Origin of the sequence: Lentzea sp. NPDC051838 (assembly GCF_040681245.1) — a bacterium.
Lineage (GTDB): Bacteria > Actinomycetota > Actinomycetes > Mycobacteriales > Pseudonocardiaceae > Lentzea.
In genome coordinates, this window is the sequence record NZ_JBFAYI010000012.1 from 131,162 (window position 1) to 156,050 (window position 24,889).

A 24,889-nucleotide genomic window follows, 5' to 3' on the forward strand; every position below is an offset into this window, starting at 1 on the left:
GCCCTTCAGGTTACGGCACTGACCAGCCGCGATCTTCGCCTGTGACCGCGGTGATGGCGTCCTGGATCGCTACCTGGCTGCGACGTTGGTCACGTGCGGCGGTGCCCCACTCGTGCTCGTGGGGGCATTCCCACTGCGGCCGGGTGCCGTCCTCGCTGAAGCCCAGCCGCACCAGCCCGGCCTTCCACGCGAGTCCCAGGTCGCCGATCATGCAGCCGTAGATGATCGGGACGCCCTTCTCGCCGCAGGTGGGGCAGAGCTCGACGACCGGCTCGGCCAGCGCCTTCGTGAGTGCGTCGTTCGTGGCATGGTCGAAGGCCACGAACCGGATCCGTTCGATGATCGGCAACGAGCGGATGGTGATCGCGGCGAGGTCCGCCGCCCGTTCGGTGGGGAAGCCGTAGATCCCGGTCGCGATGGCCGGGAACGCGATGCTCTCGAGCTCCAGCTCCTCCGCCAGCAGCAGCGACTCGATGTAGCAGCTGATGAGAACGTCGTCCTCGCCCTGGTCGCCGCCCTCCCAGACCGGCCCGACGGTGTGGATCACGTGCTTGACCGGCGCGAGGTCGAAAGCGGGCGTGGCCACGGCTTTCCCCGGTTCGCACGGGGCGAGTGCCGACCCCGCCTCCGCGAGCCTCGGTCCCGCCGCGCGGTGGATCGCCCCGTCCACCCCGCCGCCGCCCAGCAGTGACTCGTTCGCCGCCGTCACGATCGCGTCCACGTGCTCGGCCGTGATGTCGCCCCGCACAACTTCGATCGTCCCCATGCCTGGAAGCCTTGCACCTGCACGGTTGTCCCGGAGCGGACTTCACGCAACGCGAACACCCCCGGTGCCCCGATCGGGTGTCAGACCCTTCTGCCAACATGCCCTTGGAGGTGGCCTACGCGTGGGGGCGGTTCAACTGATCAGGTCCGGGTTCGAGCGGATGTTCGTCGACGGGCCCGTCGGCAAGCCGACCGGTGGCGGCGAACAGCAGGTCGTGGCCGTGCAGCAGGTGGGCGAGCTGTCGCTGCCGACGGGCAGACTCGTGGCGGCTGACCCGTTCGTGGTGTGGCCGGAGGACGCCGAGGCGTTCACCGAGACCGTCGCGCCGGGCACGTACCCCGTGTCGGTCTCGCTGGTCTCGTACCTCGACGGCGACGGCTTCCCCGATGTCCGCCAGGGCTACCGGGTCGCCGCGGCCAGGGTGACAGTGCTGGACGAGCAGGCGTACTCGTGGACGCCCGCCGTGCTGCCGGGCCGGCTGGTGCCGATGGAGGAGGAGTTCGGTTACGACGTGAAGTCGAGCACCGGTGCGTTCTTCGACCTCTCCGCCGCGGATGCCGTCGACCGCCTGGCGAGCGACGACGAGGCCGGCAACTGCGACCTCATCGACGCTCTGGGCAAGGTGGGTGGTGGCCGTGGCCCGGCGAACGTCACCGATCCGCGGTCAGGGTTGAACGTCGTGGCCTTTTCGACCGGATGGGGCGACGGGGTCTACCCGACCTGGGTCGGCCGCAACACCGCGGGCGACCCGGTCGCGTTCGTCACCGATTTCCTCGTGATCAATCGTTTCTAGAAGGGCACGTTCACGCAGGCGAGCCGCGGTCCGGCCGTTCCGGCCTCTCCCGGCTTGGTGTGCGTGTGTTCGTTGTGGACCACGACGGACTGCGCGTGCCTGGTGGTGAACTGCCAGTCCACAGTGGACGACGTGTAGGCGAACCCGTTGCCGTCGGTGTGCACGTCGAGCCAGATCTCGTTGTGGGGGTTGGCGTACGCGGGGTCGACCGACGGCTGCTTCGGGTCCACCACGTTCTGGAAGTGCGGTCCGGCCTCGGCTGGGGTCTTGCCGCACTTGCTGACGTGCACGTGCGCGCCGTACGCCCGGTGCGGCAGCAATCCCTTGAGCGTCAGGATGACCGTGGTGCCACCGCTGACCGTCGGCACGCCGAGCACGAGCACCTTGGCTCCACTCGGGACCTTCTCGTCGTAGGTGACGGCCTTGGCCTTCTCCGTGTAGCTCTCGAACTTGCCGGACGCGTGGGCCACGTGCGCGGGTTCCGCCTGCGCGGTTCCCGTGAACAGGAGAGTGGCAGCAGCCGCCACTGCGAACGTCTTCATGGTTCTTCTGCTTAGCGGTCCGGGCATTCTTCCGCCATTTTTGAGACGGTGTCGTCGTTTCAAATGGGCTCTTTCGGGGTATTTTCAGCCGGTGAGCGATGCCGTGGAATCCGAGCAGAGCAGACTCGCCCGCAACGTCAACGAGCTGCTCCAGGAGCTCCGCGTGGCACAGGCCGGCGTGCAGATCCTGTTCGGTTTCCTGCTCTCCATCGCGTTCACCGACAAATACCACGCGACCAGCGGCCACATCCGCGTCACGCACCTGGTCACGGTCCTGTGCGCGGCGCTCGCCGTCGCGTTCCTGACGGCTCCCGCGGCCTGGCACCGGGTCCTGTTCCGGCAGGGTCGCCGCGAGGAGGTCGTCCGGGTGGGCAACACGTTCGCCCTGGTCGGTCTCGCGTTCCTCGCCCTGGCCATGAGCGGCACCGTGCTGTTGCTGGCCGAGGTCATCCTGCCGACGTGGGCCGCCATCGTCGTGGGTGCGTGCGCTCTGATCGTCTTCGCCGGCCTCTGGTTCGCCGCGCCGCTCTCAGCCAAGGGTGCTCAGCACCGCGAGAGCCCCCAGTCCCAGCACTGACGGCACGGCGATCATCAGCTGCCTCCTGGTAGGTCTGGGCTGGTCGACGAGCACGCGGATTCCCAACGGCACCAACGCGACGCACAACCCGATGGTCCCCACGATCGACACGATCTCGGTGCCCTTCAGCACGCCGAGCGGTAACAGCCCCATGCTCGCCAGTGCGACCGAGCGCACCTTGCCGAGCACTCCGCTCCGGTACGCCCCGAACGCCAGCACGTACCAGCCGAACGCGATCGTGAACGACAGATAGCTGAACAGGTGCAGGTCGCCGTATCCCTCGGCCACCAGGTCGGTGGCCGCCTGAAGACCCAGATTCCTGGTCGCGCTGAACGCCGCGTGGTCCACTCCGGCGTGAAAGGTCCGCTCGAACAGGCCGACCGTGACCAGCACTGCGCCCCACACGGCCAGCACGGGTCTGGTCGCGGAGATCCGTTGCGCGAGAAGGGCGACCGCGGCCCACATCACGACGTTCCCGGCCAGGAACGCCGTGTAGGCCGCCGTCATCAGCCCCGGATGCTCCGCCGCGGCCTTGAGCTGGTCCGGGAAGAAGAAGTTGAACGGCGACCGCAACAACGTGCCCGCCAGCAGCAACAGCGGCCCGAGCACCAGTGCCGCCCCACCGATCCACACCCCAGGAGTCTTCATGTCGTGAACGGTGTCAGCGCTCGGGTTCCACCGGATCGGCCCGCGGTCCGAACTTCCGTCTCAGACCACGGTCCGATCCCCTAGGTGACGTCCCTGCTTTCCCCCTGAGCTCCGAATCCGTTGGACCCCAACGGCTTTACCGTCATTCCATGAGAGCCGCAGTGCACACCCAGTTCGGTTCACCCGACGTCGTCCAGGTGGTGGAGACCCCGGTTCCCGCCCTCCGTCCCGGCGACGTCCTGATCAAGGTCCACGCCACCACGGTCACGTCGGCCGAGACCGCGATGCGCCGCGGCGAACCCGTGTGGGGCAGGCTGATCCTCGGCCTGACCCGTCCCCGAAGATCGCTCCGCACGCTGGGTCTGGAGTTCTCCGGGGTGGTCGCCTCCGTCGCGTCGGACGTGTCGCGCTTCCGCGTGGGCGACGAGGTCTTCGGCTTCACCGGTTTCGCGGTGGGAGCGCACGCCGAGTACCTGCGCCTCCCGGCCACGGCTTCCGTCGACCTGAAGCCGTCGCAGTTGACCTTCGTCGAGGCCGCCGCGGCCGTCGACGGTGCCACGACGGCTCTCTTCTTCCTGCGGGACAAGGCGAAGGTTCGCCCCGGCCAGCGCGTCCTGGTCAACGGCGCGTCCGGCAGCATCGGCACCTACGCCGTCCAGCTGGCCAAGCACCTGGGCGCTCACGTGACCGCGGTCTGCGGGCCGTCCAACGTCGCGCTGGTCGAGTCCCTGGGCGCTGACCGCGTGATCGACTACACGGCTCACGACTTCACTGTGGATGTCGACACCTACGACGTCGTCTTCGACACGGTCACCAAGTCGTCGTTCCCGCGGGCCCGTCGAGCCCTTCGTCCCGGCGGCAGGTACCTCCCGACCACCGGTCTCGTGAACAACTTCTGGGCCCTCTGGACGGCTTTTGGCCGAAAGCGTGTGATCGTCGGCATGTCGGTCAACAAGCGGGCGACGCTGCCGTTCATCAGCGCCCTGATCGAGGAGGGCAGGCTGCGGGTGGTCGTCGACCGCACCTACCCGTTGCACGACATCGCCGAGGCTCACCGCTACGTCGACGCAGGTCACAAGCGCGGCAACGTCGTCGTGGAAGTTTTTTCGGCCTGAATGTCGATTCGCGTCCTCGTCGTTCGACCTCTAGGTAGACGGACGAGCACCCGGTCCGCTCACGGCGGAATTCGGGTGAGACCGGCTCGGATTTGAGGAAGACTCGGGCTACCGATGACTTCTCTCAGATCCACCGGTCTCTACCGGTGTCGCTTCGACATCGGCGGCCTTGGCCGCGACACGACTGCCAGCTACCTAGTGAGGGCCTGACATGCCTGCAGCGATCCAAGACCGCCCGACCGCCCAAGCGGCCCGAACACCGCTGGTCGTGCGCCTGCTGGTGCTGGCCACGTTCGTGGTGATCCTCAACGAGACCCTGATGATCAACGCGATTCCGCGCCTGATGGAGTCGATGCACGTCACCGAGCAGGCGGCCCAGTGGGTCTCCACCGCGTTCATGCTCACCATGGCCGCGGTCATCCCGATCTCCGGCTGGTTCCTGCAGCGCGTGACCACCCGCCAGGGCTACGCGATCGCGATGTGCGTGTTCCTCGCGGGCACGGCCATCTCCGCGGCCGCGCCGCACTTCTCCGTGCTGCTGGTGGGCCGCATCGTCCAGGCCGCAGGCACCGCCGTGATGATGCCGCTGCTGATGACCACGCTGATGACCGTCGTGCCCGAGCAGGACCGCGGCCGCGTGATGGGCAACGTCACCCTGGCCATCTCGGTGGCACCGGCCCTGGGCCCGGCCGTGTCCGGCCTGATCCTGCAGCTGGGCTCGTGGCGGCTGCTGTTCGTGACGGTACTGCCCATCGCCGGCGCCGTGACCTACTTCGGCCTGCGCCAGCTGAACAACATCGGCGAACCGCAGACGGGTTCCATCGACTGGCTGAGCGCGGCCCTCGCGACTCTCGGCTTCGGCGGCCTGGTCTACGGCCTGAGCCTGTTCGGCGAAGGCGACGCCAAGCTGGGGCCGACCGTCGGCATCGTCGTCGCGGGCGCCGCCACCATCGCGATCTTCGTGCTCCGCCAGCTCAAGCTGCAGCGCACGGACTCCCCGCTGATGGACCTGCGCACCCTCACCCACCGCACCTTCGCCCTGTCGCTGGCCCTGATGTGCATCGCGTTCCTGGCGATGATGGGCTCGATGATCCTGCTGCCGCTCTACCTGCAGAACCTGCGAGGGCTCACCCCGTTGCAGACGGGCCTGCTCCTCATGCCGGGCGGCCTGGCCATGGGCCTGCTCGGCCCGACCGTCGGCAAGCTCTACGACCGCCTGGGCAGCCGCCCGCTGGTCCTGCCGGGCTCGATCGGCCTGGTCCTCTCCCTCGCGGGCTTCACCCAGGTCGCCGCGGACATGCCGTACTGGCAGGTGCTGGGCCTGCACACGTTGCTGATGCTGAGCCTGGCAGCGACCTTCACCCCGATCTTCACGCTGGGAATGGGCGCCCTCCCGCCGAACATGTACGCGCACGGCAGCTCGATCCTGGGCACGCTGCAGCAGGTGGCCGCAGCCCTGGGCACCGCCCTGGTGGTGACGGTGATGTCCGCCCGCTCAGGCCAACTGGTAGCCGACGGCGCCGCCACCGCAGCCGCCCAGCTCAGCGGCATGAAGCTGGCGTTCGTCGTAGCCACCGTGCTGGCCGCGGGCACGATCGTCGCCGCGGCCCTGCTGCCCAACCGCACCTCCGAGACCTCGGACGCGGTCGCTCACTGACGCAACCAGACGCGAAGCGGCCCGAGCACGCGAAACCCGCAGGCAATCGCGTGCTCGAGGCCGCTTCCGCGTTCGTACCCGACGACCGGAAGACCAGGGCACCACGCCCTCGATGCCGCGACCGCTGCCGACCAGACCTCGGCAGCGTCGCGGCCTCCGACCGTGAACAGGTTGGAGAGCCCGACCACCCCCGAACCGCGGTTCAGCACGGCACCGCCGGCCAGCTCCCGACCTTCGTACAGACCCAGCACCAGCACGTTCGCATCGTCGAGCAGCTTCGGCCTGAAGACGTCCGGTGCCCCGTCGCCGCCGTGCCAGGCGTCCTGCCAATCGCTGAGTTCGGCAGCCGTGGACACCCGCTCGGCGCGCAGGCCTGACGTCACTCGCTGTCCCGCCTCCAGATGGATCCACCGGGCCGTGAACAGCTCGACAAAGCCGTGGGAACTCAGATCGACGGTGCCGAAGCTGTCCTTGACCGAACACCCCGGCGACGTGTCGATCTCGGCCAGGAAGTCGGCAGTCGCGTCAGGCCGCAAGGTGACAGCGTCGGGGTAGTACAGCGGCGTGCGGCTCGCGCTGCGCCACACAGTCTCGCCGAAGTCGCTCTCGATGCCGTGAGACCGGCAAACCGCGGCGCACCACTCGGCGTTGTTCCTGGCCTCACGAGTCACGAGAACCTCGCAGTTAGGTGAGGCCCCGGACATGTCCAGTCCGGGGCCTCGCTTGTCCGCCCATTTGCACACACCAGCGACTTTTAAGAGCCGGATCAGTCCTTAGGTCGCCGCGCTCTTCCGTTGAGCTACGGCCGCAAGACAGAGCGGCCAGAGGGATTCGAACCCCCACCTCAGCGAGTCTTGTCCGTACTCGGGCGATCTGGCGTTCGGCGGTAATGCTGAACCTGGAGCGAGAGTCTGAGCTTGATCCCGGCTGCCTCTACCGATTGGGCTACCCCGGCGCGCGAGTGCCGGGAGGAGGATTCGAACCCCCACTGTGACCGAGTGGTTCAGGCTGACGTTTCAGCTTCAGCTTTCGCGCTCCCTCGTGGGAACGCACCCCCGCGCTCCAGCGGGGGAGTCTTCATCGCTACCGCAGCAGGTAGTCGAACACGACCTCACCGACCCGCTGGTCGGTGATCTCCATGTTGTTGGCCTCTTCCCGGGCGAACTTCACCGCGTGCTGCAACTTCTCGACCCGGTCCACGAGCTCGTTGACCCGACGCGCAGGCAACGCCCCCGAGAACTTCACCGTGTTCCAGTACCCCACAGCGATGTCCTCGTAGTACACCTCGACCTGCGCGGGGTGCTTCTCCGTGGCCTCAGCCTTGACGTGGTTGCGCGGCACCTTCTTGGTACGAATCGTCCGCACCTGCTCAGTGCGCCAGTAGTCAGCGGACTCGTCGAAGTTCCAGTCCTCAGCCGCATCCAGCAGAGGCAGCTTCTTCACAAAGGTGTGCAGATCCGTCAGCTGCTTCTCGAGAAACAGCAGATACGACACGGGCACATCGCGAAGCAACGTCTGCCCCTCGACCACAACGTCAGCCTTGGCAACGCAGTTGGCCCAGTCCTTCGTAGCCGTGACGTCGAAGAGCCGAGTCATCACAGCCGCAGTCTTCCGCAGCACGTCCTCAGCCTTGACCTGCACGCGAGTGGACTCCGGCGGCAACACCTCGCCGTCCTCGTCCTTGGGCTGGTACGTCCGCGAGATACCGGCCAGCAGCGCGGGCTTCTGCAGCCCGTGATGAGCATCGGTGAGGTCCCGAAGCGTGCCGCCCTTGACACTCTTCTCGACCGCAATGATCTGGTTCAGCTTCGTCATGGCCACGCCCCCTTGTTCCCGCGCACCCTACGTCCTGGAAAGCGACGGAGGCACGCGATTTCCGCTGGCCACCGTGAGTGCGTCGCCCAAGGCCGTGTGCCTTGTCAGGCTCAGGCTCGTGGCGGAGATCAACGCCGCGAAGCCGCTCGATCGCCGTTCGCACCGCAACATCGGCGATGTCGACATCACCAGCCATGTGGGCAGCGGCCCATCGGTCGACCTCATCACGCGCCGTCAGCGGCACAAAGCGTGTCAAAGTTGGGCCGGCACCCCTGGCAAAGCGAAACCCCCAGGCCGATGACCTGGGGGTTTCCGGGCGAGTGGGCCGCCAGGGACTCGAACCCTGAACCCGAAGATTAAAAGTCTCCTGCTCTGCCAATTGAGCTAGCAGCCCTCGCCGCGACAGCCTACCGATCGTGGTCCGGAGGTGTCGCACGGGTTGTCTATCTCACGGTTGACAGACCTGGGATGCCCAAACGATCACTTCAGCCAGAGAGGGAGGATCAGGCAAGAGCGAGGCTGGATCGAAGTACCGCGCGACCAGGCCGGCAGGCTTCCATTGGAGTACGCCAGAACAGCGACCAAGAGGAGCCAGGAAGATGCCGCTCGACCACTACGTCACGCTCGGCCGGTCCGGTCTGCGGGTGAGCCCGTTCGCGCTCGGGGCGATGACCTTCGGCGAGGATCCCGGGGCTGCCGGGTGCAGTGTCGAGGAGTCCGAGAAGATCCTCGCCACCTACCTCGACCGCGGCGGGAACTTCATCGACACCGCCAACTTCTACACCAACGGGCATTCGGAGAAGATCCTCGGCGACTTCTTCCACGCCAACAAAAAGCGCGACCGGGTAGTACTCGCGTCGAAGTTCTTCTTCAACATGTTTCCCGGTGATCCGAACGGTGGCGGGGCCGGGCGCGGGGCCATCAGGAAGCAGCTCGACGAGACGCTCAGGCGGCTGCGGACCGACTACCTCGACCTCTACTGGATGCACAACTGGGATCGGAACACGCCCGTCGAGGAGACGATGCGCACGCTCGACGAACTGGTGGGATCGGGCAAGATCAGGTACATCGGGTTCTCCAACGTGCCGGCTTGGGTTACGGCCCAGGCGCAGACGATGGCTCTGCTCAACCGTTGGACGCCGTTGATCGCGTTGCAGGTCGAGTACTCGTTGCTCCAGCGTGAGGTCGAGGGCGAGATCGCGCCGATGGCCAGGGACCTGGGCATGTCGCTGGTGCCGTGGAGTCCGCTCAAGAACGGGTTCCTGAGCGGCAAGTACAGGAGGAACGCCCAGGTCAGCGACTCGGAGCGGGCGAAGTTCGTCCAGCCGCCGACCGAGGAGCAGTTCAAGGTCATCGACGTGGTCACCGAGATCGCCCAAGACCACAACACCACGGCGGCGGCGGTGTCGCTCGCCTGGCTCAAGCAGAAGGGATCGGTGCCGATCATCGGGGCGCGCAGGCTGGAGCACCTCACCAGCAACCTTGAGGAAGTGAGCCTCACCCCACAACAGATCAACCACCTCGACGACGTGTCCACACCGGACCTCAACTACCCCGCACCGCTGCACGGCGAGCTCAGGGCGATGCTGCAGTTCGCCGGTACCACGGTCGACGGCGAACGCTCGAACGTCTACCCGCCGCTGCTCCAGAGCAGCGTCCGGTACTGAGGTAGAGCCTGCTCCACCTGATCAACGGCAGCGTGCCTGACTGCGCCGAAAGCAAGCGGCTGAAAACCTCTAGCCATGAAGAAATTGCTGGTAGGAGTCCTGGCGGCGGCCATGTTGTGCGGTGGAACGGCCATGGCCGCGCCGGAGAACACGACGCAGAAGCAGCTCGACGGGCTCACGAAGCAGTACAGGTTTCCGGCGGCGCTGGCGACGACCACCGACCAAGGCAGGACGACGCACCAGACCTCGGGCACCGCAGAGCTGAACAAACGCGTGCCGGTGCCCAAGAACGGGCAGGTCCGTGCGGGCTCGAACACCAAGTCGTTCGTGGCCGCGGTGGTCATGCAGCTCAACGCGGAAGGCAAGGTCGAGCTGGACGCGCCGGTCACCAAGTACCTGCCGAACGCGATCAAGGACAACACCATCACCGTCCGCCAGCTGCTCAACCACACCAGCGGCCTCGCGAACTACACGAACTTCATGGGGCTCGACAAGTTCGAGGAGCAGCGCCACCGCTACTACGAGCCGCACGAGCTCCTCGACATCGCCAACGCCCACGAGCCCACGAACGCACCAGGCGAGAAGTTCAAGTACAGCAACACGAACTACGTCCTGCTCGGCCTCATCGTCCAGAAGGTGACGGGCCGCCCGATCGCCGAGAACGTCGACCAGCGGATCATCCGCAAGCTCGGCCTCAAAGACACCTACTGGCCCGCACAAGGCGACGAGACGATCAAGGGCAAGCACCCGCACGGGTACGCGAAGACGGGCAACGGCGTCGAGGACGTCACCGAGCTCGACCCCTCGTGGGGCTGGGCGGCCGGGCAGATCATCTCCACGACGAAGGACCTCAACACCTTCTTCAACGCCCTGGTCAACGGCGACCTGCTGCCCAAAGCCCAGAAGAACGAGATGAAGAAGACCGTCGACACCAAGGGCGAGATGATGCCGGGTGTCCGGTACGGCCTCGGCATCATGACCACGCCGCTCAGCTGCGGCGGCAACTACTGGGGCCACGGCGGCGACATCCACGGGTACGAGACGCGTGGTGGCGTCACCGAGAAGGGCAGGGCGTACTCCGTGGCGGTCACGGCATTGCCGGGCACTTTCCAGGACACGCCGGAGGAAGCGGAGAAGGCGCACAGCGCGGTTCAGGCCACTGTGGACAGCGCGCTCTGCGGGAACTAGGCGTACCGCAGCACCCAGAGCATGTCCTGATCCGACACCGGCCCGTCCGCGACGCACGCCATCAGCCAGTCGGTCAACGAGTCCGCGTCGATGCCCGTCCCGATCAGCACCAGCTGAGTCGGGGCGGGCTCGACCGGCGTGAACGAGATGTACGCACCCACGGTGTGCAGCATGAACGTGCCGCCGGGGAACTGCACGAAACCCTTGGCGCGGAACAACCCTTCAGGTCGCGCCGAAAGGAAGTCCATGAACAGCTTGGGGTGCAACGGATCGGTGGACTCGAAGGAAACACTGTCGTACGAGGCATGTGCGTGCGAGGAGTGATCTTCCAGGTCGTCGAACGACAGCTGCCGCGGCCCGAGATCCTCAGGACGCACTTCGAACAGCAAGGCCGGATCGACCCGCCCGTAGGAAACAGGCACCACCGGCACGGAGAACGAAGGCAGAGAAGAAACGCGGTCGACCTTGTTCAGCACCACCAGATCGGCCAGCTCCAGTGAGCGATCCAGATGCGGCACAGCGGAAAACTCCACCGCGTCGACCACGTAGATCAGCCCGCCGTAGACAACCCCTGGCGCCTGCAACACCATCCGCACCAGCGAGGAAGGCTCGGCCAACCCGGACGCTTCGATCACGATGACGTCCAGGTCCGCCGAAGCGAGCTTGACCAGCATCGAGTCCAGCTCGGTGCCGTCGACCGCGCAGCACAGGCAGCCGTTCGACAGCGACACCATCGAGTCCACCTGGGCGGACACGGCGAACGCGTCGATGTTGATCCGCCCGAAGTCGTTCACCACGACACCGATCCGCGTGCCGCCCGACGTGCGCAGCAGGTGGTTCAGCAGGGTGGTCTTGCCGGAACCGAGGAAGCCGGCGAGCACGACGACGGGGATCACCCCCGAGACGCTACTGAACCAGCCCGATGGTCTTCTCCATCACCTCGTCGACGGGCAGGTCGGACCCGCCCGGATACACGATCAGCTGCGAGACGCCAAGATCCTCGTACTCGCGCACAACGGAAGCGTCCAGCGGAACGGTCGCGATGATGTTGATCTCCAACGCGCCCAGCGAGTCGGACCGCTCGGTGATCGCCGACAACCGCCGCAAGCGACGAAGATTGGCCGCCGTCTCAGCGGGCGATCCGATGCCGAGCCACGCGTTCCCCCGCGTCAACGCACGTCGCAAAGCGCCATCTGAGGCCCCGCCAACGGCAATCCGGGCGGAAGAAGGCCGCGGGTAGGCGTCCACACCGGAAAAAGACACGTATTTGCCGTCAAAAGCAGGCGCGTCCTCGAACCACAACGCGCGCATCGCGTCGATGTACTCGTCCGTCCGACGGCCGCGATCCGCGAACGGCACCCCGAGAGCGGCGAACTCCGGCTCCAGGTACCCGGTCCCGATCCCCAGCGTGAACCGGCCACCGCTCAGCACGTCCAGCGACGCCACCTGCTTCGCCAGCACCAGCGGGTTGCGCTGCGGCAGGATCACGATCCCGGTCCCCAGTTCCAGCGTCGACGTCACCGCGGCCACGAAGCCCAGGCCGACGAGCGGGTCCAGCATCGGCTGATCCGGATCGGCCGGGGACGGATCAACACGCGGCGACGGCAGCACCACGTGCTCGACCGCCCACCACGATCGATAGCCGAGCGACTCGGCCAGCGCGGCCAGTCGACGCGTCTCCGCAGGTGAGACCGAGTCTCCCGCGTTGAGTCCCTGCACCCCCATGTCCATGATCAGGTCAACGACGCTGTGACGCCCGTCATTCCCCAAAACCTCAGGTATCAGTGCAACGGATCAGCACTCAAATACATCTGAGTGGGCAAGAAGGGGGGGCGAGGATGACCGAGTTCGTTGCTGCCGCGCTGGCGTTCCCGACCGTGCTGTTCAGCTTTCTGATGCTCGTGGTGCTGGCGTACTGGCTCACGGTCGCGCTGGTGGGCATCGACTTCGACGCCCCGGTGCTGCCGATCAGCATCTCGATGTTCGTGCTGGTCACGTGGTTCGCCGCGTTGGTCGGCACGGTGCTGACGCCGGAGGGCAAGCTCCGCTACGTCGTCCTCGCCGGGGCACTGCTCCTGGGCGCGCTCCTCACCAAGATCCTGAGCATCCCGGTCAGGAACTGGACGAGGCCCGAGAAACCCGCTTCCCGCAACGACTTCGTAGGCCGCACGGCGATCGTGAAGACGACGCGGGTCACCGAGAACTACGGACAGGCCGAGGTCACCGCCGACGACGGCGGCACGGCTGTCGTGCAAGTGCGAGCAGCACAGAGCACCGAACTGAAAGCGGGCCAGACCGCACTGATCTTCGACTACGACGCAGAGGGCGAGTTCTTCTGGGTCGTGGACATCACCACAGGGGGCTGACATGGGTGCGATCTCAACGGGGTTGCTCGTGCTGATCGCAGGGATCGTCGTCGTGCTGATCCTCGCGATGATCACGCTGAGCAGGTTGTTCAAGAAGTGCGAGCAGGGCAAGGCGCTGATCGTCTCGAAGATGCGCAAGGTCGACGTGACCTTCACCGGCACGGTCGTACTACCCGTGCTGCACAGATGCGAGACGATGGACATCTCGGTGAAGACCATCGAGATCCGCAGGGCCGGCAACGAAGGCCTGATCTGCAAGGACAACATCCGCGCGGACATCCGCATCACGTTCTTCGTGCGCGTCAACAAGACCGTCGAGGACGTCATCAAGGTCGCGCAGGCGATCGGCACCGAGCGCGCGAGCCACGAGGCCACGCTGCAGGAGCTGTTCAACGCCAAGTTCTCCGAGGCGCTCAAGACGGTCGGCAAGCAGCTCGACTTCGTTGATCTCTACACGCACCGCGACGAGTTCCGCGACCGGATCGTCCAGGTCATCGGCACCGACCTCAACGGCTACAGCCTCGAGGACGCGGCCATCGACTACCTGGAGCAGACGCCGCTCAAGCAGCTCGACCCCGCGAACATCCTGGACGCGCAAGGCATTCGCAAGATCACCGAGCTCACCGCGATCGAGCACGTCAAGACCAACGAGTTCACCCGCAACGAGGAGAAGGAGATCACGCGCCAGAACGTCAGCGCGCGTGAGGCGATCCTCGAGCTCGAACGCCGTCAGGCCGACGCCGAGATCAAGCAGAAGCGCGAGATCGAGACCGCCCGCGCGCAGCAGGAGGCCGAGACCCAGAAGGTCCAGGCCGAGGAACGGCTCAAGGCCAACACCGCGTTCATCCGCACGGAAGAGCAGCTCGGCATCCAGACCGAGAACAAGGCCCGCGAGATCGCCGTCGCCGAGAAGAACCGCGAGCGGGTGATCGCCGTCGAGACCGAGCGCATCGAGAAGGACCGGATGCTGGAGGTCATCGCCCGCGAACGCGAGACGTCGCTGCGCATGATCGAGAAGGACAAGGAGCTCGAGCACGAGCGGCGTGCCATCGCCGACCTGGTGCGCGAGCGGGTCGCGGTCGAGAAGACCGTTGCCGAGCAGGAGGAGAACATCAAGCGCCTGCGTGCGGTCGAGTCGGCCGAACGCGACCGCCAGCAGATCGTGATCATGGCCGAGGCCGAGGCGCAGCAGTCGCTGGTCAAGGACATCAAGGCCGCCGAGGCCGCGGAACAGGCCGCGCAGCACAAGGCCCGCGAGGTCGTCGTGCTCGCCGAGTCGCGTCAGCAGGCCGCTGACCTCGACGCCCGTGCCAAGATCAGGCTCGCCGAGGGCATCCAGGCCGAGTCCGCCGCGGCCGGCCTCGCGAACGTCCAGGTCAAGGAACGCGACGCCGACGCCATCGAGAAGATCGGTCGCGCCGAGGCCGTCGTCGACCGCGAGAAGGCGCTGGCCGACGCCGAGGGCATCAAGGAACGCCTCAAGGGCGAGGCGGAAGGCTTGTCGCACAAGGCGGAGGCGATGGCCGCGCTCGACAGCGCGACCCGCGAGCACGAGGAGTACCGCCTGCGCCTCGAAGCCGAGAAGGAGATCAGGCTCAAGGGCATCGACGTGCAGCGCCAGGTCGCCGAGGCTCAGGCCATGGTCCTCGCGGCCGGGCTGGAGAAGGCCGACATCGACATCGTCGGCGGCGACACGATGTTCTTCGACAGGATCGCCAGCGCGATCACCGCGGGCAAGCAGGTCGACGGGTTCGTCGGCAGCTCGGACGTGGTGCAGGCGTTGGGCGCCAAGTGGATGGACGGCAGCGCGAACTTCCCGGAGGACCTGACCAAGATCCTCAGCTCGTTCACCACCGGTGACGCGCAGAACCTCGCGGCCGCACTGGCCCTGACCCAGATGGCCAAGAACAACGGCCAGCCCGCATGACCCAGTTGGACGCCGGCACGTACGAGGTGCTGCGGGCGAGGCTGGCCGACCAGGCCGCCGAGCTCGCCCGCAGCACCGAGGCGCTGAACGCCCAGCGCGTCGAGACGTTCGGCAGCACGGCGCTCGAACTTCTGGCCACCGAACGAATCCGCACCGAGAACAACTGCGTGCCGCGCGACATCGTGGCACTCGGCGACACGATGTTGTTCGGCTACAACGTCTTCATGGGCCTCAAGCCCGAGACGACGGTCGCCGACGTCTTCGCGGCGCACGGCAGGGACTTCGGCGCGGTCGAAGCCGGGTTCCTCAACGACCCCAGGTTCCGCAACGACTTCGCCGAGCTCTACCGCTACTACCGCGAGACGCGCCTGCTGCAGCTGCGGATCGTCGAGTCACGGCTGCTCGCGGTGTTCCAGACCGGCGCGCGGATCGAGGACATCCGCGTGCTGCGCTGGGGCATCGCGGTCGACGGCAGCGTCACCTACGTCGACAACCGCGGCGACCGCGACCACGTCTTCCCGCCCTCGCACGACGTCACGTGGGTCGAGACCACGCGTGAGCAGCACGTTCTCGGCCGGCACCCGCACATCGCCATCGAGAACGAGGTGTTCGTCGAGACGGTCGGCGGCACGCTGACCGTCAAGATCGAGAACAACACCGAGGTCGGCCAGGGCATCTACGACGAGCCCGTCGACGAGCCGTTGCAGAGCCTCGCGGACGCCGACGTGCACTACGCCCGCGTCGGCCCGTTGATCCTGCTCAGGATCCGTCCGTACAACGAGACGGCGTTCAGGCACCTGGTCTTCAACACCCGCACCAAGGCCGTCGTCAGGCTCGACGGCATCGGCCAGGCGTGCCAACGACTTCCCGAGGACCAGGGGATCATCTTCCCTGGCGGGTACTACCTGGTCACGGGTGCGGACAAGACGTTCGACGTCGACACGGACGAGCTGGAGTTCGAGCGGGTCATCAGGTCGGCGAACGGCGAGGACGTGCTGTTCGTCTACCACGCCCGCCGCGAGGGCCGCAGCTTGTTGTTGCCCTACAACGTGATCCGCAAGGAGGTCGCCACCCCGATCACGTGCCACGGTTACTCGCTCTTCGCCGACGGCACGCTGGTGATCTTCCGCGAGACCAGCACCGAACCGGTGCGCGTGCACCCTATGCAGGTCTGGCGCACGCCGTTCGTCCAGGACGAGGTGCTGCCTGAGGAGAACGGTCCGCTCGCCCGCATCGGCAACGCCGAACTGGTCCGCGGCATCTCGGACTGCCTCTCAGTCACGCGCATGGCTGCCGAGATGTCGCCGTCGGCGCCGGTGTTCGAGGGCCTGATCGCCTTGTGCACCAGGGTGATCGACAGCGTGCACTGGCTCGCCGAGCTGGGTCTCAAAGAAGACGTCCTGGCCGTCCGCGCGACCGCTGAGCAGGTGCTCGACGAGTTCGAGGCCGTCCGCACGCTCACCGAGCACGCCGCTCAACAGCTCCACACAGCTGCCGAGAAGCTCGCGAGTCTGATCAGGCTTGCCCGTTCGGCCGCTCCCAGAAGCGCCGACGAGTGGGTCCGGCTGCTGGCCGACCTGAGGTCCGCCCAGGGCCGTCTGATCACCCTCAAGGACCTCAAGTACGTCGACCTCGCAGAGATCGACCGCCGCGAAGCCGAACTGGTCGAGGAACTGGGAGCGTCCGCCAGAAGGGCCGTCGCGTTCCTCAGCGGCGAGGGCGCGTTCTCCCAGTACCACGAGGAGATCGAGCAGATCGCGGCCGCGGAGCTGAAGACCGCCGCCGAGGCCAAGCCGCTGCACGAACGCCTGGCGCAGCAGCAGACCGGCCTGGAGGTGCTGACCGAGGTCGTCAGCACCCTCGACGCCGCCGACACCACGACCCGCACGGCAATTCTGGCCAGCATCGGCGAAGTCCTCGCCGCGGTGAACCGCGCACGGGCCACTGTGGACGGTCGTAGAACCGCGTTGGCGAACGCCGAGGGCAGGGCCGAGTTCGCCGCGGAGTTCGCGCTGCTCGGCCAGGCCATCACGGGCGCGCTGTCGGTCGCCGACACCCCGCAGCGCTGCGACGACCAGCTCGGCAGGCTCCTGCTGCAGCTGGAGAACCTGGAGTCGCGGTTCGGCGAGTTCGACGACTTCCTCGGCCAGATCGGGGCCAAGCGCACGGACGTCTACGAGGCGTTCTCCGCGCGCAAGCAGACGCTGCTCGACGAACGTGCCCGCAAGGCCGACCGGCTCGTGCAGTCGGCCGAACGCGTGCTGGGTACGATCCGCCGTCGCGTCGGCAAGCTCACCTCGACCGACGAGATCAACACGTACTTCGCCGGCGACCCGATGGTCGCCAAGGTCCGCACCGTGGCCGAGGAGCTCAGAACCCTCGGTGACGTGCGGGCGGACGAGCTCGACGCGAGTCTGCGCGATGCCCGGCAAGAGGGAGGCCGGGCACTGCGCGACCGGGCCGATCTGTACGACGGCGCGTCGATCGTGCTCGGTCGTCACCGCTTCCCGGTGACGACCGAGCCGATGAACCTCACCCTTGTGCCGCGCGACGGCCGGTTGTTCTACGCGGTCACCGGCACCGACTACCGCAGTGAGGTCGAGGGCTTCGAGCACACCCGACCGTTCTGGGACCAGCTGCTGGTCTCGGAAACCCAGGACGTCTACCGGTCCGAGCACCTGGCCGGCTGTCTGCTGGCGGAAGGCCGCGACGACGTGGTCAACGCCGCCGCCGAACGCTACGACGAGGGCTACGAGAAGGGCGTCCACGACCACGACGCCGCGAAGATTCTCGCTGTCCTGCAACGACTTCACGCCGCTGCCGGGCTGCTCAGGTACCCGCCGGAAGCTCGCGCCGAAGCCCAGATCTTCTGGTCCGAACAGCCGGAAGACCAACGAGCGGTGTGGACGCGCAAAGCCGAGTCGCTGTCCCGCGCCCGCACGATCTTCGGTGGTACGCACGGAATTCCCGAGCTGACCAAGCAGTTCGGGCTCCCAGATCTCGCAGCGGAGTACCTGTTCGAGGAACTCGCCTGCGAGCCGAGGGGATTCGTCACGAGCAAGGCCGCGCGCACGGTGATCGACAGGTTCAAAGCGGTCGTCACCGAGGACCTGCACGACCGCGACCTGATCGAGGCGTGGCTCAACGCGTTCCTCAAGGACGAGGACTGCCCGGAGCTGCCAGAGGTCGTCGCCGTCCTGCTCACGGACCTGCCGCGCTACGACTCCAGCGCCGCGCTGACCGAGTCGGTCACCGGCCTGCTCGGCACGCACCCGCGCGTCAGCAACCAGTCCATGGAGCTGCGCCTGGACGAAACCCTCACCAGGCTCCGGAACTTCCGCGCCGACCAGGTTCCCGCGTTCCGCGCCTACCAACGCCAGCGCGACGAGCTGCTGGCCGAGGAACGCAAGCGCCTCAGGCTCGACGACTACCGCCCCGCGGTGCTGAACACGTTCGTGCGCAACAGGTTGCTGAACGAGGTCTACCTGCCGCTGATCGGCGACAACCTCGCCAAGCAGCTGAACGACGGCACGGGCCTGCTGATGCTGATCTCCCCGCCCGGCTACGGCAAGACGACGCTGATGGAGTACGTCGCGAACCGCCTGGGCATGGTGTTCGTCAAGGTCAACGGCCCGGCCCTGGGCAGTGGCGTCACCTCACTCGACCCGGAGGAGGCACCGAATGCCACCGCACGCCAGGAGGTCGAGCGCATCAACTTCGCGTTCGCCCTCGGCAGCAACGTTCTGCTGCACCTCGACGACATCCAGCACACATCGCCTGAGCTGCTGCAGAAGTTCATCTCGCTGTGCGACGCACAACGACGCGTTGACGGCGTGTGGGACGGCGAGGCACGCACGTTCGACCTGCGGGGCAAGCGCTTCGCCGTGTCGATGGCGGGCAACCCGTACACCGAGACGGGCCGCGCGTTCCGGGTTCCCGACATGCTCGCGAACCGCGCGGACGTGTGGAACCTCGGCGACGTGCTGTCCGGTCGCGATGCCCTCTTTGCGTTGAGCTATCTGGAAAACGCGAGTGCGTCGAATCCGACTCTCAACGGCGTCGACGTGGAACCGTTGGTGCGCCTGGCGAACGGCGAACCCGTCACGCACGACTACGAAACCGTCGAGCTGGAACGGATGTTGTCCGTGGTCCGCAAGCTGCAACGGATCCAGGATGTCGTGCTCAAGGTGAACCAGGAGTACATCGCGTCGGCCGCGAGCGGTGGCGAGTTCCTGCTCCAGGGCAGCTACCGCAACATGAACCGGATGGCGGCCAGGATCGTCCCGGCGATGAACGACGCGGAGGTCGAGGCGTTGATCGAGGACCACTACCTGGGCGAGGCACAGCTCCTGGGCACGAAGGCGGAGGCGAATCTCAACAGGCTCAAGCAGTTGGTGAGCCGATAGGGGTTTCTCAGCGGTTTCACACGTCGGTCCGCCACGGTGAGAAGGCGCCGCCAACACGCCTGGACCGTTGGGAGAACTCGATGAAACGCCTGGTAGTGGCCGCACTGGTGGCAGGTGCCGCGATGTCGGTGGCAACCCCCGCACAAGCCGCGCCGACCGCCACGTTGCAGCTGTGGTCCAGTTGGCAGGCCGCGAACTTCGTGGTCAACGGCAAGACGGTGGTGGTCGACAGCGGCTACGACATGACGACTGTGCAGGTACCGCAAGGCAAGGTGAGCCTGGTCGCGCCGGCGAAGGTCGACATCGGCGCGCGGCAGTGCGGGAACTTCGACTCGTGGGCCGACGGTTCACGGACGCGGTCCCGCAGTGTCGAGGTCGGCTCGGGCGGAGCGAGCTTCATCGCCTACTACGGCAGCGGTTCCTGCTAGTCGCGGAAGTCAGTCGCAGTCGAAGTCGAGGTCGTGCTCGTGTCCGTCACGGCCTCGCACTTCGATCAGATCCAGATCCAAGTGGTGGTCTTCCACGTACTCGCACAGCTCCTTCGGAGTCAGCGGCCACGGCAGGCACCGCTCGAAGTCGTCGTCGAAGTACTTGTAGTCGCAGCGCAGGAAGTCGAAGAAGTCGTGCGGCTTCGACGACGAGGGTGCGGACGTGGGCGCGGCCGACTGCCGGGGCAGCGGGCGCGCGGGCGGGGGTGGTGGCGGCGGAACAGTGGTGACCGCCACAGGAGCGACGGCGGACACGGTCGTCGTGGCAGTCGCGGTGATCGTCTCCGGCGCAGGAGGCGGTGGGGCCACCAGCCGGATGTCCACGGGTCTCTCCGGAGGTGCGGCGAACAGCGCCGCGACCAGCGCAGCGCCCAACACCGCCACCGCGGCTGCGAAGTAGCCGCGGCGTCTGACACCAGTCATCGCTAACGCTCCCCAGGTTCCGCCTGCCCGGTAGCCGCCGTCCCCGTGGAATCGTTGCGCCCGCTAACGGTGTTACCGAGATGGCTCAACCTGTCTTGTCAGGCCCCGCGGCGGTCAGCGAAACGCGCACGATCACCCGCTGCTCGCGTTCCATCGCCGCCCGGTAGTCGTTCCAGTCGGGGTGCTCGCCGGAGATCGTCCGGTAGTACTCGACCAGCAGATCCATGGCTTCCGGCAACGGCACGACGGTCGCGGTTCCGGTGATCTGGATCCATCGCCCGAAGAAGCTGTCGGGCAGCACGCACAGCGACACCCGCGGATCGCGTTGGACCTGCTTGGTCTTGTAGGCCGTTGCCCGTGTGGAGACGAGCACGTCCCCGTTGTCGTCCAACGCGACGAGCACCGGCGACATCGCCGGCGTGCCGTCCGACTTCAACGCGCAGAACACCGCGCGGTGCTGGCTGCGAAGCACTTCCCGTGCCTGGTCGAGGTCCATGGCCATCATCTTCTCGACACGGGACGATGTCCGCATGCTCGAGCCGAACGACCCGAACTCCGTGAGCTGGCAGATGTACGCCGACCCGACGATGTGGGTCGCCGGGATCTCCAGCCTCTACCTGCAGTCCCTGCACCCGAAAGCGGTCGCGGGCGTCGTGCAGAACTCCAACTTCAAGACCGACCCGTTCGGACGGCTGCGGCGCACGGCGGACTTCGTGGGACTCGGCGTCTACGGCACGGACGAGGCGATCGAGGCCGCGGCGGCACGGGTCCGTGCCACCCATCGCGGCCTGCGCGGGGTGATCGACGGCAGGACGTTCCGCGTCGACGAGCCGGACCTGCTGCTGTGGGTGCACTGCTCGGAGGTCTACAGCTTCGAAACGGTTCTCGACCGCGCCGGTTATGGGTTAACGGACCGGCAGAAGGACCGGTACTACGCGGAACAACGGTTCGCGGCCACGCTCGTCGGGCTGCACGCGGACGAGGTGCCGGGCTCCCGCAGCGAGATGGAGGAGTACTTCGAGACCGTCAGGCCGATCTTGAGGAAGACCGCCGACTCCGAGTTGATCTACGACTTCCTGCACGGACCGGCCACGCAGGGTGTTCTGCGCCACGGCATGCCGGTCTACAAGGTGCTGGTCGGGCACCTGGCGTACTCGGTGCTGCCCGATTGGGCAATAGAACTGCACGGTCACACTCCGTACCGGAACGCGACCCTTTGGCTGCGCGTGCTGCGCCGATCGGCTCTGCTGATCCCGCCTGGACTGCGCCGGTTGGTCCCGCCGGGCCACATCCGCCGGGCCATCGCGCGCGAGGGTCGCGGTGTGACACCCAGTAAGGCGCGCCTGCCGTAGTTGTCACACATCACAGTTGATCATCGCCGCAGGTCCGTAGCATTGCGCACGAATCTCGTACAACCCCTCGGAAGGCCTGTCGTGATCCGTCGTGCTGCGCTCATCACTGCCGTAGCGGTGCTCGCCACCGCCTGTGGGAGCGGTGACACGAGCACAGTCATCGGACGTGCCGACACGGGCAAGCTCACCATCGGCATCCGCTACGACCAGCCCGGTCTGAGCCAGAAGCGCCTCGACGGCCGGTACGTCGGCTTCGACGTCGACGTGGCCAGGTACGTCGCGAACGAGCTCGGGGTGAAGGACACCGGCATCACGTTCAAGGAGGCCCGCGGCGCCGCCCGTGAGTCGATGCTGCAGAACGGCGAGGCCGACCTGATCATCGCCTCGTACTCGATCACGGACGCCCGCAAGGAGAAGGTGGGCTTCGCCGGCCCGTACTTCGAGACCGGTCAGGGCATGCTGGTCCGCTTCACCGAGCAGGCCATCCAGGGTCCGGAGACGCTGAACGGCCGCAAGCTGTGCTCCGTCAAGGGATCCACGTCCGCGCAGAAGGTGAAGAGCGACTACGCCAAGGACGCGCAGCTCATCGAGTACGGCCAGTACTCGGACTGCGTGATCGCGCTGATGGCCGGCAACGTCGACGCCGTCACGACCGACGAGGTGATCCTCGCCGGGTTCGCCGCCGAGAACCCCGAGCTGCTGAAGCTCGTCGGGAAGCCGTTCTCCAAGGAGCGCTACGGCATCGGTGTGCCGAAGGGGGACAGCAAGTCCCAGCAGGCCGTCAACGAGGCCATCGAGAAGATGATCTCGAGCGGTGAGTGGAAGCGGGCCCTCGAACGCAACGTCGGTCCGTCGGGTTACGAGATCCCGCAGCCACCCCAGATCACCGAGAAGTCCTAGGACTTCACCGCGGACTTCGCGGTCCAGTCCGCCCAGTCGATCGCCCAGTCGTAGTAGTCGCCGTTCGGCGGCCCGAGCGGGATCGAGGAACCGACGACCTCGACAGGGTCGCCCGCGATCGAGAGCTTGTAGAAGACCTCGGCGTTGGTTCCGGACAGGTTCGCGCAGCCGTGCGAGACGTTCTCCTTGCCCTGCGAGGAGATCGTGCCGTTGTTCTCGTGCACGAACTCGCCGTCCCCGGAGATCTGCACCGCCCACGTGACGTTGACGTCGTAGTTGAACACGGTGCTCCTCATCGGCCGCGAGGCCCACTTCCCCGTCACCACGTGGATGCCGGACCGGGTGATCCTGCGCTGGTCGTACTCAGCTCCGTACGACGCCGGGAAGTCGTGCAGTAGCACGCCATCGCGGTAGATCTCGAACCGGTGCGTCTGCGTGTTCGCCTTGGCCACCAGGGCCCGGTCGGCGATCTTGAACTGCACGTGCACGTCCTCGGCACCGTACGCGCCGCCCCCGAACGGCACGCCGTACACGTTGACGTCCACCGAGACCTCGGTGTTCGGCTTGAAGTACTCGCGCGGCCGCCAGTGCGCCTCGGTGTCGGACAGCCACGCCCACGCGCCCTCGGTCGGCACGGAGGTCTTGACGGTCATGGCCTTCTGCACGGATGCCTTGTCCTGCACCGGCGAGCTGAACGTGATCTTGATCGGCATCGCGATGCCGTACGTCTGGTGGTCACCGACGTTCGCCGACGCGCTGGTGAGGCGCTGCGGCTTGAGAGTGCGGAACGAACCGGTGACCGGCACGTCCGCGCCGTCCTGGCCCTTCGCCGCGCCGGACCACGTGTAGACCTTGTCGTAGCCCAGGTCCTCGGTGGCGACCCACCCGTCGGCGGCGAGGTTCCCCTTGACCACCGTGCCGTCCGAACCCGTGAGCGCGACCGAGGTGAGCGAACCCCCGGTCACCGCGACCTGGAACGGCCCTGCCGGGCTCACCCCTTCGCCCTCGGCCGGCGTCACGGTCAGTGCGGCCTTAGCCTTGTTCTCCACGACCTGCGCGGTGGGCGCCGACGGTGCGTCGGGCGCGGCGCTGCAGGCGGTCAACCCCAGTAGTGCAACCAAAAACAGTGGCCGGAACACGTGCTCCCCCAAGATCCCCTCGATCGACGCCAAGGAGACGCGCAAGGGGTCCGCCAAGTTGCATGGGAGATCGCGATCACCCACCCGGACCAGCGGGTTTCCCCCTATTGAGGCACACGACTGGCCAGTAATGACCTGTAGTGCTATGACGCATCACACGTTAGGCTGACCCGCGCAGGCCGTGGTTTCTGTGTTCGTGCTTCACACGCTCGCGGAACGACACGCGGGCGTGAGGCGCGCTCTCACGAGCGAACTGACCGCCCCCGGGACGGCCGGGGTTGCACGGTGCAGCCCCAAGCTTTCCTGCGATGGAGGCAGGTACATGGCACAGGGCACTGTCAAGTGGTTCAACTCCGAGAAGGGCTTCGGCTTCATCGCCCAGGACAACGGCGGCGCAGACGTCTTCGTCCACTACTCGGAGATCCAGGGTCAGGGTTTCCGGACCCTGGAGGAGAACCAGCGCGTGGAGTTCGAGGTCGGCCAGGGCACCAAGGGCCCGCAGGCTCAGAACGTCCGTGCGATCTGATTCGCCGCAAATCTAGTCGTACGTGAGAAGGACCCTCGGCCGGGCTCGGCCGAGGGTCCTTCTTTTCGTTTTGCCGGGTCTAGTGGCCGCGCTGACGCGCTTCCCACTCCAGTCGCTGCATGACCCACTCCGTGGCGAGCGCCTGCGGGGAGGTCTGGCGCTCCGCGGCGAGCTCCTTGAGCTGTTCGTTGGCCATCAACTGCAGCCGCAGCTGGTACACCTGCGCGTTGCCGAAGCCAGAGGCTGTCGTCTCGTTGTCCGCGTCCGGGGCCAGCGCTGCGAGGTAAGAGGTCAGCTCCTCGTCGGGCAGCGTCTCGGCCTGCGGTTCGTCCGCGGGGCGGTGACGGCCGGACTTGGAGCGTCCGAGGGATCCGATAGGCACCGGAACACGATAACGGCCCGGTCACGAAAGCCAAACCCCTGTGACCCGGGTCACCCCAAGGTGTAGATGGGGCGCACTCACAGTAGATCGGGTTCTGACATGGAGAGGCCCTCGCGCCAGGGGGAGGAACGCGAGGGCCGGAGGGGATCTCCACAGGCGCTGACCGGGGGTGTGTCAGCTGTTTGGATTGTTGCACGCGCACGAGCCGGTTG

The 24,889-nt window shown here is 66.7% G+C and carries 25 protein-coding genes and 1 tRNA gene; 14 read left to right on the forward strand and 12 right to left on the reverse strand.

The window, feature by feature from the left end:
* Positions 1-10: 10 nt before the first annotated feature.
* Entirely contained in the window at positions 11-766 is a 756-nt protein-coding gene (locus tag AB0M24_RS25330; RefSeq protein ID WP_363772523.1) for a macro domain-containing protein, read from the reverse strand.
* Positions 767-887: 121 nt separating this feature from the next.
* Here AB0M24_RS25330 and AB0M24_RS25335 point away from each other — a divergent pair, with 121 nt between their 5' ends.
* Positions 888-1,559, forward strand: a complete 672-nt coding sequence (locus AB0M24_RS25335; RefSeq protein WP_363772526.1) for a DUF4241 domain-containing protein — start codon at positions 888-890, stop codon at positions 1,557-1,559.
* On the opposite strand, the gene AB0M24_RS25340 is transcribed toward AB0M24_RS25335, so the two are convergent.
* On the reverse strand, positions 1,556-2,101 hold the full coding sequence (locus AB0M24_RS25340) for a superoxide dismutase family protein (protein ID WP_363772529.1): 546 nt from the start codon (positions 2,099-2,101) through the stop codon (positions 1,556-1,558). The two genes, AB0M24_RS25335 and AB0M24_RS25340, sit on opposite strands and share 4 nt — an antisense overlap.
* Positions 2,102-2,192: 91 nt before the next feature.
* Between AB0M24_RS25340 and AB0M24_RS25345 the strand changes: the two genes are divergently transcribed.
* Complete coding sequence (locus AB0M24_RS25345) at positions 2,193-2,678, forward strand: DUF6328 family protein (RefSeq protein ID WP_363772532.1); 486 nt, start codon at positions 2,193-2,195, stop codon at positions 2,676-2,678.
* Here AB0M24_RS25345 and AB0M24_RS25350 read toward each other — a convergent pair.
* Positions 2,631-3,326, reverse strand: a complete 696-nt coding sequence (locus tag AB0M24_RS25350) for a hypothetical protein (RefSeq protein WP_363772534.1) — start codon at positions 3,324-3,326, stop codon at positions 2,631-2,633. The two genes, AB0M24_RS25345 and AB0M24_RS25350, sit on opposite strands and share 48 nt — an antisense overlap.
* Before the next feature lie 149 nt (positions 3,327-3,475).
* Between AB0M24_RS25350 and AB0M24_RS25355 the strand changes: the two genes are divergently transcribed.
* The gene (locus AB0M24_RS25355; RefSeq protein ID WP_363772537.1) at positions 3,476-4,441 is read left to right on the forward strand and encodes an NAD(P)-dependent alcohol dehydrogenase; all 966 of its coding nucleotides are present in this window, start codon (positions 3,476-3,478) and stop codon (positions 4,439-4,441) included.
* A 211-nt stretch (positions 4,442-4,652) separates the two neighbouring features.
* Positions 4,653-6,098: an MDR family MFS transporter gene (locus tag AB0M24_RS25360; protein ID WP_363772540.1), complete on the forward strand. Its 1,446-nt coding sequence runs from the start codon at positions 4,653-4,655 to the stop codon at positions 6,096-6,098.
* Here AB0M24_RS25360 and AB0M24_RS25365 read toward each other — a convergent pair.
* Both AB0M24_RS25365 and AB0M24_RS25370 read right to left on the reverse strand, forming a co-directional pair.
* A complete protein-coding gene (locus AB0M24_RS25365) occupies positions 6,092-6,685 on the reverse strand; it encodes a hypothetical protein (RefSeq protein WP_363772543.1) in 594 nt (197 codons plus the stop codon). The two genes, AB0M24_RS25360 and AB0M24_RS25365, sit on opposite strands and share 7 nt — an antisense overlap.
* 496 nt (positions 6,686-7,181) lie before the next feature.
* Positions 7,182-7,913 (reverse strand): hypothetical protein, encoded by a 732-nt coding sequence (locus AB0M24_RS25370; protein ID WP_363772545.1) that lies wholly within the window; start codon positions 7,911-7,913, stop codon positions 7,182-7,184.
* 118 nt (positions 7,914-8,031) lie between these two features.
* On the opposite strand from AB0M24_RS25370, the gene AB0M24_RS25375 reads away from it, so the two are divergent.
* Entirely contained in the window at positions 8,032-8,214 is a 183-nt protein-coding gene (locus AB0M24_RS25375; RefSeq protein ID WP_363772547.1) for a hypothetical protein, read from the forward strand.
* Between the two features lie 20 nt (positions 8,215-8,234).
* On the opposite strand, the gene AB0M24_RS25380 is transcribed toward AB0M24_RS25375, so the two are convergent.
* Positions 8,235-8,307 (reverse strand) — tRNA-Lys (locus AB0M24_RS25380).
* A 205-nt stretch (positions 8,308-8,512) separates the two neighbouring features.
* Between AB0M24_RS25380 and AB0M24_RS25385 the strand changes: the two genes are divergently transcribed.
* Both AB0M24_RS25385 and AB0M24_RS25390 read left to right on the forward strand, forming a co-directional pair.
* Positions 8,513-9,580, forward strand: a complete 1,068-nt coding sequence (locus AB0M24_RS25385) for an aldo/keto reductase (protein WP_363772550.1) — start codon at positions 8,513-8,515, stop codon at positions 9,578-9,580.
* 75 nt (positions 9,581-9,655) lie between these two features.
* Positions 9,656-10,768, forward strand: a complete 1,113-nt coding sequence (locus tag AB0M24_RS25390) for a serine hydrolase domain-containing protein (RefSeq protein ID WP_363772553.1) — start codon at positions 9,656-9,658, stop codon at positions 10,766-10,768.
* On the opposite strand, the gene AB0M24_RS25395 is transcribed toward AB0M24_RS25390, so the two are convergent.
* Together AB0M24_RS25395 and AB0M24_RS25400 are read right to left on the reverse strand one after the other, a co-directional pair.
* A complete protein-coding gene (locus AB0M24_RS25395; protein ID WP_363772556.1) occupies positions 10,765-11,664 on the reverse strand; it encodes a GTP-binding protein in 900 nt (299 codons plus the stop codon). The two genes, AB0M24_RS25390 and AB0M24_RS25395, sit on opposite strands and share 4 nt — an antisense overlap.
* Before the next feature lie 10 nt (positions 11,665-11,674).
* Entirely contained in the window at positions 11,675-12,493 is an 819-nt protein-coding gene (locus AB0M24_RS25400) for an LLM class F420-dependent oxidoreductase (RefSeq protein ID WP_363772559.1), read from the reverse strand.
* Between the two features lie 113 nt (positions 12,494-12,606).
* On the opposite strand from AB0M24_RS25400, the gene AB0M24_RS25405 reads away from it, so the two are divergent.
* From AB0M24_RS25405 to AB0M24_RS25420, 4 genes are all read left to right on the forward strand, one after another.
* Entirely contained in the window at positions 12,607-13,134 is a 528-nt protein-coding gene (locus AB0M24_RS25405) for a hypothetical protein (RefSeq protein WP_363772562.1), read from the forward strand.
* 1 nt (position 13,135) lies between these two features.
* Complete coding sequence (locus AB0M24_RS25410) at positions 13,136-15,061, forward strand: flotillin family protein (RefSeq protein WP_363772565.1); 1,926 nt, start codon at positions 13,136-13,138, stop codon at positions 15,059-15,061.
* The gene (locus AB0M24_RS25415; protein WP_363772568.1) at positions 15,058-19,467 is read left to right on the forward strand and encodes a DNA repair ATPase; all 4,410 of its coding nucleotides are present in this window, start codon (positions 15,058-15,060) and stop codon (positions 19,465-19,467) included. Before AB0M24_RS25410 ends, AB0M24_RS25415 begins: the two co-directional genes overlap by 4 nt.
* 80 nt (positions 19,468-19,547) lie before the next feature.
* Positions 19,548-19,895 carry a hypothetical protein gene (locus tag AB0M24_RS25420; protein WP_363772571.1) on the forward strand — a complete coding sequence of 116 codons (348 nt, stop codon included), beginning with the start codon at positions 19,548-19,550 and terminating at the stop codon, positions 19,893-19,895.
* Between the two features lie 9 nt (positions 19,896-19,904).
* Here AB0M24_RS25420 and AB0M24_RS25425 read toward each other — a convergent pair whose 3' ends face one another.
* Both AB0M24_RS25425 and AB0M24_RS25430 read right to left on the reverse strand, forming a co-directional pair.
* On the reverse strand, positions 19,905-20,378 hold the full coding sequence (locus tag AB0M24_RS25425) for a hypothetical protein (RefSeq protein ID WP_363772574.1): 474 nt from the start codon (positions 20,376-20,378) through the stop codon (positions 19,905-19,907).
* Positions 20,379-20,463: 85 nt separating this feature from the next.
* Entirely contained in the window at positions 20,464-20,874 is a 411-nt protein-coding gene (locus AB0M24_RS25430) for a PPOX class F420-dependent oxidoreductase (protein ID WP_363772577.1), read from the reverse strand.
* Between the two features lie 34 nt (positions 20,875-20,908).
* Between AB0M24_RS25430 and AB0M24_RS25435 the strand changes: the two genes are divergently transcribed.
* Positions 20,909-21,730, forward strand: coding sequence for an oxygenase MpaB family protein (locus AB0M24_RS25435; protein ID WP_363772580.1), 822 nt, complete (start codon positions 20,909-20,911; stop codon positions 21,728-21,730).
* An 84-nt stretch (positions 21,731-21,814) separates the two neighbouring features.
* Positions 21,815-22,630: a glutamate ABC transporter substrate-binding protein gene (locus AB0M24_RS25440; protein WP_363772828.1), complete on the forward strand. Its 816-nt coding sequence runs from the start codon at positions 21,815-21,817 to the stop codon at positions 22,628-22,630.
* On the opposite strand, the gene AB0M24_RS25445 is transcribed toward AB0M24_RS25440, so the two are convergent.
* On the reverse strand, positions 22,627-23,679 hold the full coding sequence (locus AB0M24_RS25445; protein ID WP_363772583.1) for an Ig-like domain-containing protein: 1,053 nt from the start codon (positions 23,677-23,679) through the stop codon (positions 22,627-22,629). The genes AB0M24_RS25440 and AB0M24_RS25445 overlap by 4 nt on opposite strands.
* A gap of 412 nt (positions 23,680-24,091) precedes the next feature.
* Between AB0M24_RS25445 and AB0M24_RS25450 the strand changes: the two genes are divergently transcribed.
* Complete coding sequence (locus tag AB0M24_RS25450; RefSeq protein WP_030473173.1) at positions 24,092-24,295, forward strand: cold-shock protein; 204 nt, start codon at positions 24,092-24,094, stop codon at positions 24,293-24,295.
* 79 nt (positions 24,296-24,374) lie between these two features.
* On the opposite strand, the gene AB0M24_RS25455 is transcribed toward AB0M24_RS25450, so the two are convergent.
* A complete protein-coding gene (locus AB0M24_RS25455; RefSeq protein WP_355564606.1) occupies positions 24,375-24,677 on the reverse strand; it encodes a hypothetical protein in 303 nt (100 codons plus the stop codon).
* Positions 24,678-24,889: the final 212 nt, after the last annotated feature.

Excerpts from the sequence above, each read along its gene's own strand:
- AB0M24_RS25420 (WP_363772571.1), top strand. The coding sequence starts at position 19,548 with ATGAAACGCCTGGTAGTGGCCGCACTGGTGGCAGGTGCCGCGATGTCG.
- AB0M24_RS25400 (WP_363772559.1), bottom strand. The coding sequence starts at position 12,493 with ATGGGGGTGCAGGGACTCAACGCGGGAGACTCGGTCTCACCTGCGGAG.
- AB0M24_RS25390 (WP_363772553.1), top strand. The coding sequence starts at position 9,656 with ATGAAGAAATTGCTGGTAGGAGTCCTGGCGGCGGCCATGTTGTGCGGT.
- AB0M24_RS25405 (WP_363772562.1), top strand. The coding sequence starts at position 12,607 with ATGACCGAGTTCGTTGCTGCCGCGCTGGCGTTCCCGACCGTGCTGTTC.
- AB0M24_RS25415 (WP_363772568.1), top strand. The coding sequence starts at position 15,058 with ATGACCCAGTTGGACGCCGGCACGTACGAGGTGCTGCGGGCGAGGCTG.
- AB0M24_RS25360 (WP_363772540.1), top strand. The coding sequence starts at position 4,653 with ATGCCTGCAGCGATCCAAGACCGCCCGACCGCCCAAGCGGCCCGAACA.
- AB0M24_RS25425 (WP_363772574.1), bottom strand. The coding sequence starts at position 20,378 with ATGACTGGTGTCAGACGCCGCGGCTACTTCGCAGCCGCGGTGGCGGTG.
- AB0M24_RS25450 (WP_030473173.1), top strand. The coding sequence starts at position 24,092 with ATGGCACAGGGCACTGTCAAGTGGTTCAACTCCGAGAAGGGCTTCGGC.
- AB0M24_RS25330 (WP_363772523.1), bottom strand. The coding sequence starts at position 766 with ATGGGGACGATCGAAGTTGTGCGGGGCGACATCACGGCCGAGCACGTG.
- AB0M24_RS25430 (WP_363772577.1), bottom strand. The coding sequence starts at position 20,874 with ATGGACCTCGACCAGGCACGGGAAGTGCTTCGCAGCCAGCACCGCGCG.
- AB0M24_RS25355 (WP_363772537.1), top strand. The coding sequence starts at position 3,476 with ATGAGAGCCGCAGTGCACACCCAGTTCGGTTCACCCGACGTCGTCCAG.
- AB0M24_RS25370 (WP_363772545.1), bottom strand. The coding sequence starts at position 7,913 with ATGACGAAGCTGAACCAGATCATTGCGGTCGAGAAGAGTGTCAAGGGC.
- AB0M24_RS25350 (WP_363772534.1), bottom strand. The coding sequence starts at position 3,326 with ATGAAGACTCCTGGGGTGTGGATCGGTGGGGCGGCACTGGTGCTCGGG.
- AB0M24_RS25385 (WP_363772550.1), top strand. The coding sequence starts at position 8,513 with ATGCCGCTCGACCACTACGTCACGCTCGGCCGGTCCGGTCTGCGGGTG.
- AB0M24_RS25410 (WP_363772565.1), top strand. The coding sequence starts at position 13,136 with ATGGGTGCGATCTCAACGGGGTTGCTCGTGCTGATCGCAGGGATCGTC.
- AB0M24_RS25435 (WP_363772580.1), top strand. The coding sequence starts at position 20,909 with ATGCTCGAGCCGAACGACCCGAACTCCGTGAGCTGGCAGATGTACGCC.
- AB0M24_RS25340 (WP_363772529.1), bottom strand. The coding sequence starts at position 2,101 with ATGAAGACGTTCGCAGTGGCGGCTGCTGCCACTCTCCTGTTCACGGGA.